8 protein-coding genes and 1 pseudogene are annotated in these 12,961 nt (G+C 69.6%); 4 read left to right on the top strand and 5 right to left on the bottom strand.

From position 1 onward, the window contains the following. Positions 1-4: 4 nt before the first annotated feature. From glpK to ACVNF4_RS06300, 3 genes are all read right to left on the bottom strand, one after another. Positions 5-1,543: a glycerol kinase GlpK gene (gene glpK / locus ACVNF4_RS06310; RefSeq protein WP_461801670.1), complete on the bottom strand. Its 1,539-nt coding sequence runs from the start codon at positions 1,541-1,543 to the stop codon at positions 5-7. Positions 1,544-1,642: 99 nt separating this feature from the next. After that, positions 1,643-2,428, bottom strand: coding sequence for an MIP/aquaporin family protein (locus tag ACVNF4_RS06305; protein ID WP_461801669.1), 786 nt, complete (start codon positions 2,426-2,428; stop codon positions 1,643-1,645). A gap of 355 nt (positions 2,429-2,783) precedes the next feature. Then, entirely contained in the window at positions 2,784-3,548 is a 765-nt protein-coding gene (locus tag ACVNF4_RS06300; protein ID WP_461801668.1) for an IclR family transcriptional regulator, read from the bottom strand. A 410-nt stretch (positions 3,549-3,958) separates the two neighbouring features. Between ACVNF4_RS06300 and metH the strand changes: the two genes are divergently transcribed. From metH to ACVNF4_RS06285, 3 genes are all read left to right on the top strand, one after another. Next, positions 3,959-7,477, top strand: coding sequence for a methionine synthase (metH, locus tag ACVNF4_RS06295; protein WP_461801667.1), 3,519 nt, complete (start codon positions 3,959-3,961; stop codon positions 7,475-7,477). Positions 7,478-7,622: 145 nt separating this feature from the next. Then, entirely contained in the window at positions 7,623-8,318 is a 696-nt protein-coding gene (locus ACVNF4_RS06290) for an HAD family hydrolase (RefSeq protein ID WP_461801666.1), read from the top strand. Positions 8,319-8,918: 600 nt separating this feature from the next. After that, a complete protein-coding gene (locus tag ACVNF4_RS06285; RefSeq protein ID WP_461801665.1) occupies positions 8,919-10,499 on the top strand; it encodes an ABC transporter substrate-binding protein in 1,581 nt (526 codons plus the stop codon). 72 nt (positions 10,500-10,571) lie between these two features. Here the strand turns inward: ACVNF4_RS06285 and ACVNF4_RS06280 are convergent, their stop codons facing one another. After that, on the bottom strand, positions 10,572-11,246 hold the full coding sequence (locus ACVNF4_RS06280; protein WP_461801664.1) for a response regulator: 675 nt from the start codon (positions 11,244-11,246) through the stop codon (positions 10,572-10,574). Positions 11,247-11,299: 53 nt separating this feature from the next. Next, a complete protein-coding gene (locus ACVNF4_RS06275; protein WP_461801694.1) occupies positions 11,300-12,304 on the bottom strand; it encodes a RecB family exonuclease in 1,005 nt (334 codons plus the stop codon). A 386-nt stretch (positions 12,305-12,690) separates the two neighbouring features. On the opposite strand from ACVNF4_RS06275, the pseudogene ACVNF4_RS06270 reads away from it, so the two are divergent. Beyond that, positions 12,691-12,961: pseudogene (locus tag ACVNF4_RS06270) on the top strand (hypothetical protein); the annotation flags it as partial.

Here is a 12,961-nt window from a genome sequence, read left to right as displayed (position 1 = left end):
TCGCTCAGCTCTCGTCCTCGATCCAGCCCATGGTCCGCTCGACGGCCTTGAGCCAGGTCTTGTACTCACGGTCGCGGGTTTCCGCGTCCATGCGGGGGGTCCACTCGGCGGCCCGGCGCCAGTTGGCGCGCAGGTCGTCGGTGCTGGTCCAGAAGCCGACGGCGAGGCCGGCGGCGTAGGCGGCGCCGAGGCAGGTCGTCTCGGCGACCATCGGGCGCACCACCGGCGCGTCCAGGAAGTCCGAGAGGGTCTGCATCAGCAGGTTGTTGGAGGTCATGCCGCCGTCGACCTTGAGGGCCGCGAGCTCGACGCCGGAGTCCTTCGTCATGGCGTCGGTGATCTCACGGGTCTGCCAGGCCGTGGCCTCCAGGACGGCGCGTGCGAGGTGCGCCTTGGTGACGTACCGGGTGAGGCCGGCGATCACACCGCGGGCGTCGGAGCGCCAGTGCGGGGCGAACAGGCCGGAGAAGGCCGGGACGAAGTAGGCGCCGCCGTTGTCCTCGACGGACAGGGCGAGCGTCTCGATCTCGGCGGCGGTGGAGATGAGGCCCATCTGGTCGCGCATCCACTGCACCAGCGAGCCGGTGACCGCGATCGAGCCCTCCAGGGCGTAGACCGGGGCGTCGTCACCGATGCGGTAGCCGACCGTGGTGAGCAGGCCGGAGTACGAGTTGATGATCTTCTCGCCGGTGTTCATCAGCATGAACGTGCCGGTGCCGTAGGTCGACTTGGCCTCGCCCTCGGCGAAGCAGGTCTGGCCGAAGAGGGCCGCCTGCTGGTCGCCGAGCGCCGAGGCGACCGGGATGCCGCCGAGCAGCTCGCCGAGGGAGCCGCCGGTGACCTCGCCGTAGACCTCGGCGGAGGAGCGGATCTCGGGGAGGATCTGGAGCGGCACGCCGATGGATTCGGCGATCTTCTCGTCCCACGCGAGGGTGTGCAGGTTCATCAGCATCGTGCGGGAGGCGTTGGTGACGTCGGTGTAGTGCTTGCCGCCGTTCACACCGCCCGTCAGGTTCCAGATGACCCAGGTGTCCATCGTGCCGAACAGGATGTCGCCCGCCTCGGCGCGCTCGCGCAGACCCTCGACGTTGTCGAGGAGCCAGCGGGCCTTCGGGCCGGCGAAGTAGGAGGCCAGCGGCAGACCGGTCTCGCGGCGGAAGCGGTCCTGGCCGACGTTGCGGCCGAGCTCCTTGCAGAGGGCGTCGGTACGGGTGTCCTGCCAGACGATCGCGTTGTGGACGGGCTCGCCGGTGTTCTTGTCCCACAGCAGCGTCGTCTCACGCTGGTTGGTGATGCCGATGGCCTTGATGTCGTCGCGGGTGATGCCCGCCTTGGCTATCGCGCCGGCGACGACCTCCTGGACGTTCGTCCAGATCTCGTTCGCGTCGTGCTCGACCCAGCCCGGCTTCGGGAAGATCTGCTCGTGCTCCTTCTGGTCGACGGAGACGATCCGGCCGTCCTTGTCGAAGACGATGCAGCGGCTGGAGGTGGTGCCCTGGTCGATGGCGGCGATGAACGGGCCGGTGGTGTGGGCGTCGGTCACTGTGTGCTCCTGGGGGATTCCGTGGTTATGGGGCTTGACGATCGGCGTTCGCGAAGAGTTTCGAAAACCCGTAGCTCGTACGGGTGAAACCCGCGGCTGCTAGGCGAACGCGACGTTGTAGATGCCCGCCGCGATGGCGCCGCCGATGAGCGGGCCGACCACGGGAACCCAGGCGTAGCTCCAGTCGGAGCCGCCCTTGTTGGGCAGGGGCAGGAGGGCGTGCACGATGCGCGGACCGAGGTCACGGGCCGGGTTGATCGCGTAGCCGGTCGGGCCACCGAGGGACAGGCCGATGGAGACCACCACGAGGGCGGTGATCAGGGCGCCCAGGGTGCCGAGGCCCTTGCCGTCGCCGTTGAGACCCTGCGTGAGGACCGCGAGCACCAGCACGATCGTGCCGATGACCTCCGTGGCGACGTTCTGCCAGGCCACCCGGATCTCCGGGCCGGTGGAGAAGATGCCGAGCACCGGGCCCGCGCCCTTCTCCTGCGCCTCGACCGCCTTGGCCGCCGGCTCGCCGACGATCTCCTTGTCGGTGAGGTGCGCCAGGAACTGGCCGTAGTACGCGACCCACACCAGGGAGGCGCCGATCATGGCGCCGAGCAGCTGCCCGCCCCAGTAGACCGGGACGTCGCTCCAGGAGATGCCGTTCTTCTTGAGCGCGAGCGCCAGTGTCACGGCCGGGTTGAGGTGCGCGCCGGAGAGCGGCGCGGAGGTGTAGACGGCCGTCAGAACGGCGAAACCCCACCCGAAGGTGATGGCGAGCCAGCCGGCGTTACGGGCCTTGCTGGCCTTCAGCGTGACGGCGGCGCACACGCCGCCGCCGAGCAGGATGAGTATGGCGGTACCGATGGTCTCGCCGATGAAGATGTCGGAGCTGGACACCCGCGACTCCTTTGTCCTTCGTCCAGGGGAAGCCGAACCCCGGGTCCCTCCGGGGGTTCCGCGCCCTCGTGGGTGAGAGCGATGGCGGCCCTTGGCACTGTCACACTCTAGCGCGTATTGCCGGTAGGTGTTCGACAATGCCGACCGATGGACGGGAGTCTTGCCCCGGCGTCACACGTGCGTCAAGAGTTCTGTTATCGGAAACCTGATCGTTATTGATAGTCATGAGTTATCGATCTTCGTCAGATCGGCCCATGTCTGACCGGTTATGTCCGGATCAGGGTATGCCGAGAACCGGAACGTCGCCCGACGTCCCGGTGATCTCCCACATGCCTCTCAGGCCCCGCGGGCCCGCTCAGAACCTGCCCGCACCCAGATCCCGCGACACCGCACGCGCACAGTCACGCACCGACGCGATCAGCTCGGGCCGCAACTCCCCGTCCGGACACACCCGCTCCACCGCACCCGTGATCCCCACCGCGCCCACCGGCATCCGCCGCCGGTCGTGGATCGGCGCCGCGACCGACGCGACACCCTCCCAGGTCTCCTCCACGTCCGCCGCGTACCCACGCGCGCGCGTGATGTCCAGAACCTGCTCGAACGCCTTCGACTCGCACACCGTGCGGTCCGTGAACGCCCGCCGCTCCGTCTCCAGCGCCTCACTGTGCGCCACCGGGTCGTACGCCGACAGCACCTTGCCCAGCGCCGTCGAGTGCAGCGGCTGCATCGCCCCGATCTCCAGCACCTGCCGGCTGTCGTCCGGACGGAACACGTGGTGCACGATCAGCACCCCCTGCTGGTGCAGGACACCCAGATGCACGCTCTCGCCGCTGGCCCGCGCCAGATCGTCCGCCCACACCAGGGCCCGCGCCCGCAGCTCGTGCACGTCCAGATACGTCGTCCCCAGCCGCAGCAGCTCCGCGCCCAGCTGGTAGCGCCCCGACGCGTCGTCCTGCTCCACGAACCCCTCCTGCTGGAGGGTGCGCAGGATGCCGTGCGCCGTGCCCTTGGCCAGGCCCAGGGCCGAGGCGATGTCCGACAGGCCGAGCCGCCGCTCGCCGCCCCCGAGGAGCCGCAGCATCGCGGCCGCCCGTTCGAGCGACTGGATGTTCCGTGCCATCGCCGTCCTGCCTCCGTCCCCTTGCGACCGGCTCACGCCGACCCCGACCGCTGTTCGTCCACACCGGCCGAGCCTCCCGTGGCCGTCTCTCCAGCCATCGTTCGGCAATGCCGAACACTACCGGTCCATGCCGACCTCCTGCCAATGGTCGGTAGCCGCGTGTTGCTCCACAGGTCGCCCCTCGGCCACCTGCCGGAACTCCCGAGGCGACCCACCACGGCCCCCGAAGTATCCCCGCGCGCCCCTCCCACCCCCGCACCGACCTCGCCGGACGCCCGAGAAACCCCCACCCCCACCCGCCCGCAGCGGCCCCCACCGGTCCGCCCCCTGGAACAACCCGACGGCACACCCCCGTTCCCCGCTACCCTGGCCCCAAAGCCGACAGCCGTCGCACCCGAGGGAGCCCTTACATGGCCTCTGTGCCGCCGACCCCTTCCGCCGACAGCCGGACCCGCGTGTCCGCGCTCCGAGAGGCACTCGCCACCCGCGTGGTGGTCGCCGACGGAGCGATGGGAACGATGCTCCAGGCCCAGGACCCCACCCTGGAGGACTTCCAGGACCTCGAAGGCTGCAACGAGATCCTGAACCTGACCCGCCCGGACATCGTCCGCTCCGTCCACGAGGCGTACTTCGACGCCGAGGTCGACTGCGTCGAGACCAACACCTTCGGCGCCAACTTCGCCGCCCTCGCCGAGTACGACATCCCCGAGCGCGTCCACGAACTCTCCGAGGCCGGCGCCCGCATCGCCCGCGAGACCGCCGACACCTACACCGCACGCGACGGCCGACAGCGCTGGGTCCTCGGCTCCATCGGCCCCGGCACGAAACTGCCGACCCTCGGCCACGTCGGCTACACCACCATCCGCGACGCCTTCCAGCAGAACGCCGAAGGCCTCATCCAGGGCGGCGCCGACGCCCTCATCGTCGAGACCACCCAGGACCTCCTCCAGACCAAGGCCGCCGTCATCGGCGCCCAGCGCGCCCGCGAGAGCGCCGGACTCGACGTCCCGATCATCGTCTCCGTCACCGTCGAGACCACCGGCACCATGCTCCTCGGCTCCGAGATCGGCGCCGCGCTCACCGCCCTGGAACCCCTCGGCATCGACATGATCGGCATGAACTGCGCGACCGGCCCCGCGGAGATGAGCGAACACCTCCGCTACCTGGCCCGCAACGCCCGCATCCCCCTGTCGTGCATGCCGAACGCGGGCCTGCCCGTCCTCGGCAAGAACGGCGCCACCTACCCCCTCACCGCCCCCGAACTCGCCGACGCCCACGAGACGTTCGTCCGCGACTACGGCCTCTCCCTCATCGGCGGCTGCTGCGGCACCACCCCCGAACACCTGCGCCAGCTCGTCCAGCGCGTCCGCGACCTCGCCCCCACCCCCCGCGACCCGCGCCCCGAACCCGGCGCCGCCTCCCTCTACCAGACCGTCCCGTTCCGCCAGGACACCTCCTACATGGCGATCGGCGAACGCACCAACGCCAACGGGTCGAAGAAGTTCCGCGAGGCCATGCTGGAGGCCCGCTGGGACGACTGCGTGGAGATCGCCCGCGAACAGATCCGCGAAGGCGCCCACATGCTGGACCTCTGCGTGGACTACGTCGGCCGCGACGGCGTCACCGACATGGCCGAACTCGCCGGCCGCCTCGCCACCGCCTCCACCCTCCCCATCGTCCTCGACTCCACCGAGGTCGACGTCATCCAGGCCGGACTGGAGAAGCTCGGCGGACGCGCGGTCATCAACTCCGTCAACTACGAGGACGGCGACGGCCCCGACTCCCGCTTCGCGAAGGTCACCCGCCTCGCCCAGGAACACGGCGCCGCCCTCATCGCCCTCACCATCGACGAGCAGGGCCAGGCCCGCACCCCCGAGCACAAGGTCGCCATCGCCGAACGCCTCATCGACGACCTCACCGGCAACTGGGGCATCCACGAGTCCGACATCCTCATCGACACCCTGACCTTCACCATCTGCACCGGCCAGGAGGAGTCCCGCGGCGACGGCATCGCCACCATCGAGGCCATCCGCGAACTCAAACGCCGCCACCCGGACGTCCAGACCACCCTGGGCCTGTCCAACATCTCCTTCGGCCTCAACCCGGCCGCCCGCATCCTCCTCAACTCCGTCTTCCTCGACGAATGCGTCAAGGCGGGCCTGGACTCCGCGATCGTCCACGCCTCCAAGATCCTCCCCATCGCCCGCTTCACCGAGGAAGAGGTCACCACCGCCCTCGACCTGGTCTACGACCGCCGAGCCGAGGGATACGACCCCCTCCAGAAGCTGATGGCCCTCTTCGAAGGCGCCACCGCCAAGTCCCTCAAGGCCGGCAAGGCCGAGGAACTCGCCGCCCTCCCCCTGGAGGAACGCCTCAAGCGGCGCATCATCGACGGCGAGAAGAACGGCCTCGAAGCCGACCTCGACGAAGCCCTCACGACCCGCTCCGCCCTCGACATCGTCAACGAGACCCTCCTCGACGGCATGAAGGTCGTCGGCGAACTCTTCGGCTCAGGACAGATGCAGCTGCCGTTCGTCCTCCAGTCCGCCGAGGTCATGAAGACGGCCGTCGCCCACCTCGAACCCCACATGGAGAAGTCCGACGCCGACGGCAAGGGCACCATCGTCCTGGCCACCGTCCGCGGCGACGTCCACGACATCGGCAAGAACCTCGTCGACATCATCCTGTCCAACAACGGCTACAACGTCGTCAACCTCGGCATCAAACAGCCCGTCTCCGCGATCCTCGACGCCGCCGAGGAACACAAGGCCGACGTCATCGGCATGTCCGGACTCCTCGTGAAATCCACCGTGATCATGAAGGAGAACCTGGAAGAGCTGAACCAGCGCGGCCTCGCCGCCAGCTACCCCGTCATCCTCGGCGGCGCCGCCCTCACCCGCGCCTACGTCGAACAGGACCTCCACGAGCTGTACGAGGGCGAGGTCCGCTACGCCCGCGACGCCTTCGAGGGACTGCGCCTCATGGACGCCCTCATCGGCGTCAAACGCGGCGTCCCCGGCGCCGCCCTGCCCGAGCTGAAGCAGCGCCGGGTGCGCCCGGCCGGCGCCGTGGCCGTCGCGGAGCAGCCGGAGGAGGAAGGCCACGTCAGGTCCGACGTCGCCATCGACAACCCCGTCCCCAAAGCCCCCTTCCAGGGCACCCGCATCATCAAGGGCATCCCCCTCAAGGACTACGCCAGCTGGCTCGACGAAGGCGCCCTCTTCAAGGGCCAGTGGGGCCTCAAGCAGGCCCGCGCCGGCGACGGACCGACCTACGAGGAACTCGTCGAGAACGAGGGACGCCCCCGGCTGCGCGGCCTCCTCGACCGCCTCCAGACCGACAACCTCCTCGAAGCCGCCGTCGTCTACGGCTACTTCCCGTGCGTCTCCAAGGACGACGACCTGATCATCCTCGACGACCAGGGCAACGAACGCACCCGCTTCACCTTCCCCCGCCAGCGCCGGGGCCGCCGGCTGTGCCTCGCCGACTTCTTCCGCCCCGAGGAGACCGGCGAGGTGGACGTCGTCGGCCTCCAGGTCGTCACCGTCGGCAACCGCATCGGCGAGGAGACCGCGAAACTCTTCGAGGCCAACGCCTACCGCGACTACCTCGAACTGCACGGCCTCTCCGTCCAGTTGGCCGAAGCCCTCGCCGAGTACTGGCACGCGCGCGTGCGCGCCGAACTCGGCTTCGGCGGCGAGGACCCCGACCGGATCACCGACATGTTCGACCTGAAGTACCGGGGCGCACGCTTCTCCCTCGGCTACGGCGCCTGCCCCAACCTGGAGGACCGCGCCAAGATCGCCGAACTCCTCCAGCCCGAACGCATCGGCGTCCACCTCTCGGAGGAGTTCCAGCTCCACCCCGAACAGTCCACCGACGCGATCGTCCTGCACCACCCGGAGGCGAAGTACTTCAACGCGCGCTGACCACACGGCCGACGCGATGAGCACGCGACAAGAAAGCGTGCCGCCGCCGCGAGTCGTACACTGGTCGGTCCACCGCAGGCCGGTCGCCCCTCCGTCTCGAACGGAGCGCGTGACCGGCCTACTCGTCCCTCTGAGGAGGTACTGGATGACCAGTACGGTCCCCGCACCCGCCGCGCTCACCGCCGAAGGCTCCGCCCTCCAGGCCGTCCTCCTCGACATGGACGGCACCCTGGTGGACACCGAAGGCTTCTGGTGGGACGTCGAGGTCGAGATCTTCAAGAAGCTCGGCCACACCCTCGACGAATCCTGGCGGCACATCGTCGTCGGCGGCCCCATGAGCCGCAGCGCCGGCTTCCTCATCGAAGCCACCGGCGCCGACATCACCCTCGACGAACTCTCCCTGCTCCTCAACGACGGCTTCGAGGACCTCATCGGCAGCGCCCTGCCCCTCATGCCCGGCGCCGCCCGCCTGCTCGCCGAACTCGCCGCGCACGACGTCCCCACTGCCCTGGTCTCCGCCTCCCACCGGCGCATCATCGACCGCGTCCTCACCTCGCTCGGCCCCCACCACTTCCGCCTCAGCGTCGCCGGCGACGAGGTCGCCCGCACCAAGCCGCACCCCGAGCCCTACCTCCTCGCCGCCACCCGCCTCGGCGCGGATCCGGCCAGATGCGCCGTCATCGAGGACACCGCCACCGGAGTCGCCGCCGCCGAGGCCGCCGGATGCCAGGTCGTGGCCGTGCCGTCGGTCGCCCCCATCGCGCCCGCCGCCCGCCGCACCGTCGTATCGTCCCTGGAACACGTCGACGTGCCCTTCCTGCGCGGGCTGATGGCCGCCTGAGCCGGAACGCCTGACGAAACCCGCGCGCCCCCGATAGCCTGCGCATCCATGGGAAGGCGCCGCGCCGCAATGACGATCCGGCGGCATTCCGGGAAACGGCCGGAATTCCGCCTCACCCCCGGTGTGACGTTCCCCACTCCGGGGCGCCCTTTTCGCGCCCCTCGGGCCCGTCCAAGTGTCCCGATTGATGGACCCCTGCACGGAAACATTCCAGGGCCGATTCTCCGGTCCGTTCACCCACGGCTCCACAGCGTGAGGAATCGTCAACTCCAGTAGACACAAGACGGCGCGCGGGTGCCCACTAATCTCTTACAGAACCACCCCGAGACCGCCACCGAGGAACCCACACCGTCCTGGAGAAGACCGACCATGAACCACACCACTCCGGCGCCGCACCCGGCCCCGGCGTGCCCCGGTTCCCCGGCCTCCCCGACGCGAAGACCCTCCCCACGAGCGGCGAGCCCGGCCACCACCCCCACGCAGCCGCCGTCGGCCCGGACCACACCGTCCCGGCGTACGCGCTGAACAGACTCACCGGCTCACCGACACCGGAGTCACCGAGTCATCGACACCGAGAAACCGACGACAAGGCACGTACACGTGAACAAGCGCACCCAGTGGCCGGTCCTCCCGATCGTGGCAGGGCTCGCCTCCGGCCTGTTGACCGGCTGCGGCTCCGAGAACGGCTCCTCCGGCGGCAGCGGCTCCTCCGTGGTCATGGGGATGTCCGACGACGTCCTCGCCACCGACCCCGCCTCCGGCTACGACCCCGGCTCCTGGCTGCTGTTCAACAACGTCTTCCAGTCCCTCCTCGCCTTCCCCAAGGGCGGCACCGACCCCGAACCGGACGCCGCCAAGGAGTGCACCTTCACCGACACGGAGACCAAGGTCTACCAGTGCACCCTGAAACCGGGACTCAAGTTCAGCAACGGTGACTCCCTCACCTCCGAGGACGTCAAGTTCTCCTTCGAACGCATGCTGAAGATCAACGACGAGTCCGGCCCCGCGATCATGTTCCCCATGCTCGACAAGGTCGAAGCCCCCGACGAACACACCGTCGTCTTCCGCCTCAAGGTCGCCGACGCCACCTTCCCCAGCAAACTCGCCTCCGGCGCCGGATCCATCGTCGACCACAAGGAGTACGACGCGAAGGGCCTGCGCAAGGACGGCAAAGCCGTCGGCTCGGGCCCCTACAAACTCGAATCCTTCAACAAGGACGAAGCCGTCTTCTCCGTCAACGGCAACTACAAGGGCAACGCCAAGGCCAAGAACTCCGGCGTCACCCTCAAGTTCTTCCACGGCGACCAGGCCGCCCTCAAGAAGGCCCTTCTCGACGACAAGGTCGACATCGCCTACCGCGGCCTCACCGCCGCCGGCATCACCGACGCCCAGCACAGCGCCAACAGCAAAGAACTCGACGTCGTCGAAGGCACCAGCGCCGAAGTCCAGCACCTCGTCTTCAACATGAACGACCCCGTCGCCGGCAAACTCCCCGTCCGCAAGGCGATCGCCTACCTCCTCGACCGCGACGCCCTCATCAAGGACGTCTACCAGGGCACCGCCGACCCCCTCTACTCGATCATCCCCGCGGGCATCACCGGCCACAACACCGCCTTCTTCGACCGCTACGGCGCCCGCCCCTCCGTCGACAAGGCCACCGCCGCCCTGCGTAACGCCGGCATCACCGACAAGGTCGAACTCACCCTCTGGTCCACCCCCTCCCGGTACGGCCCCGCCACCGACCAGGAACTCAAGACCATCGCCGCCCAGCTCAACGCCAGCGGCCTCTTCGACGCCAAGGTCAAGTCCGTCGCCTTCGACCAGTACGAGAAGGACATCGAAGCCGGCAAGTACGGCGTCTACGTCAAGGGCTGGGTCCCCGACTACCCCGACGCCGACAACTTCACCGCCCCCTTCTTCGGCAAGGGCAACGTCCTCAACAACCACTACACCAACGAAACCATCAACGGCACCCTCATCCCCCGCACCGCCGCCGTCACCAACCGCGCCGACACCGACAAGGACTACGGCAAACTCCAGGACATCGTCGCCGACCAGCTCCCCGTCCTCCCCGTCTGGCAGGCCAAGCAGTACGCCGTCACCCGCGACAACGTCTACGGCCTCGAATACTGCCTCGACGCCTCCACGGTCTTCCGCTTCTGGGAACTCAGCAAGGGCTGACAGCCTCTCCGGACGACGACGGGGTGCCCCTTCCCGAAGGAGCACCCCGCGTCCGTGTCCGCGTACCAGGCGTTACTGCTGCGCGCCCGGCCGCACCAGACCACTCTCGTACGCGTACACCGCCGCCTGCACCCGGTCCCGCAACCCCAGCTTCGTCAGCACATGCCCCACATGCGTCTTCACCGTCGTCTCGCTCACGAACAGGTCCGCCGCGATCTCCGCGTTCGACAACCCCCGCGCCACCAGCTTCAACACCTCGACCTCACGGTCCGTCAACGTGTTCAGCGTGTCCGGCACCGGGTCGTCCCCCGACGGCAGATGCGTCGCGTACTTGTCCAGCAGACGGCGCGTGATGCTCGGCGCGAGCATCGCCTCACCGGCCGCGACCACCCGGATCGCCTGCACCAGCTCATTGGCGGGCGCGTCCTTCAACAGGAACCCGCTCGCCCCCGCACGCAGCGCCTCCACCACGTACTCGTCCAGATCGAACGTCGTCAGCACCAGCACCTTCGCCGGGCCGTCGCGCTCCGGACCCGTGATCTGCCGGGTCGCCTCCACGCCGTCCATCCGGGGCATCCGGATGTCCATCAGCACCACGTCGGGCTGCAACGCCCGCACCTGATCCAGCGCCTGGAGACCGTCACCGGCCTCCCCCACGACCGCGATGTCCTGCTCCGCCTCCAAGATCATCCGGAAGCCGGTACGCAGCAGCGGCTGGTCGTCGACCAGTAGGACACGGATGGCCACGAAAGTCTCCTTCGATAGTCCGGGCCCATTCTGCCCTGCGCGCCGCCGGGACCTCAGGGCGACTCCAGCAGCAAGGGGTACGGCGGGGGAGTACCGCCGAACTCCGGGCAGTGCGCCTGGTGATCGCACCAGCCGCACAGCTTCGTCGGCCTCGGACGCCAGTCCCCGGTCCGCGTCGCCTCACGGATCGCCTCCCACAGGGCGAGCAACTTGCGCTCCACCCGCTCCAGATCGGCGGGGACGGGGTCGTAGGTCACCACATCGCCGCTGCCCAGATAGACCAGCTGGAGCCGACGGGGCACCACGTTCTTCAGCCGCCACACCACCAACGCGTAGAACTTCATCTGGAACAGGGCACCCTCCGCGTACTCCGGGCGGGGCGCCTTGCCCGTCTTGTAGTCCACGATCCGCACCTCGCCCGTCGGCGCCACGTCCACCCGGTCGATGATCCCGCGCAGCGTCAGCCCCGACTCCAGCTCGGCCTCCACGAACAGCTCCCGCTCCGCCGGCTCAAGCCGCGTCGGATCCTCCAGCGAGAACCACCGCTCCACCAGCCGCTCGGCCTCCCCCAGCCACGTGTTCAGCCGCTCCCCCTCCGGATCGTCCGCGAACAGCTCCGCGACCTCCGGACGGTGTTCCCTGAGCCGCTCCCACTGCCCCGGCACCAGCCCCTTCGCCCTCGGCACCGTCCGCTCCCCGGCAGGCGCGTCGAACAACCGCTCCAGCACGGAGTGCACCAACGTCCCCCGCGTCGCCGCCGCACTCGGCTTCTCCGGCAGCCGGTCGATGACCCGGAAACGGTAGAGAAGAGGGCACTGCATGAAGTCGCTGGCACGGGAGGGGGAGAGGGAGGTGGGGGAGCGGGGGGCCGGGGGAAGCGATGCGGAATCGGCGGGCGGCTGTGAGAGAGGCGGGGTGTGGGCAGCGGCGTCCTCGGCGACGTCCGCGCCCTCAGAGGCGTCGGCACCCGCAGACGTGGACGACTCGGCCGCACCAGGTGCCGGAGGCGCCGCCTGCTCGGGCTCCGGGCCGCCCACGCGGGCGAGGAGAGCCGCCACCGCGTCCGCCGCACGCCCCACTGCTCGGGCCGTGGTGTCGGACGGCGCTTCGGGGGCGCCGGGGAGCTCCGTACCAGCGTCCGCACCCGGTGTCGTCCCGGCGTCGGAGACCACCCCGCCCGCACCGGCTTCCGCACCCCCGCCCGGCACCCGCGCCCCCGCGCCCGCCCCGTCGCGGCCCTCCGCCACACCCTCGCTGCTGCTCTCCATGCCCCAGACCCTACGGCCCGCCACTGACAGTCACCCACTCCCCGCGCACGCACGCCTCCGACGGGCAGGCGAACACAGGGGGTGCCGGGGCGGAACGCGTCGCGACGGCCGCATACCATCGGTCGGAGACCCTTCCGCCCGGCAGGCGCGGGAGACCTTCCGATCGAGGGGACACCGTGGTGGAAAGCGGCGGGAGCGGGCAGCCGCGGCCGGACAACGAACAGCCGACCGAGCACCCCTCCGACCCTGCACCCCAAGCCCCCGCCCCCGAACCCCCGGCAGAAACCGGCAACAAGCCCGCCGAGCCATCAGCCAAGCCTTCACACCCGACCGACGAGGCGACCCGCCAGATCCGCCTCCCCGCCGACCCGCCCCCCTCGGCCGGTGCGGCGAGCCCGGAGCGCTCTGCCACCCCGCCGCCGGACGGCACCTCCCGCGAGCCCGAGC

Source organism: Streptomyces sp. S6, assembly GCF_054880855.1.
This window is presented reverse-complemented; position numbering and strand designations above follow the sequence as displayed.

What these genes read in the sequence shown, in the direction of transcription:
- ACVNF4_RS06300 (WP_461801668.1), bottom strand. Translation starts at nt 3,548, where the DNA reads ATGGCACGGAACATCCAGTCGCTCGAACGGGCGGCCGCGATGCTGCGG.
- metH (WP_461801667.1), top strand. Translation starts at nt 3,959, where the DNA reads ATGGCCTCTGTGCCGCCGACCCCTTCCGCCGACAGCCGGACCCGCGTG.
- ACVNF4_RS06290 (WP_461801666.1), top strand. Translation starts at nt 7,623, where the DNA reads ATGACCAGTACGGTCCCCGCACCCGCCGCGCTCACCGCCGAAGGCTCC.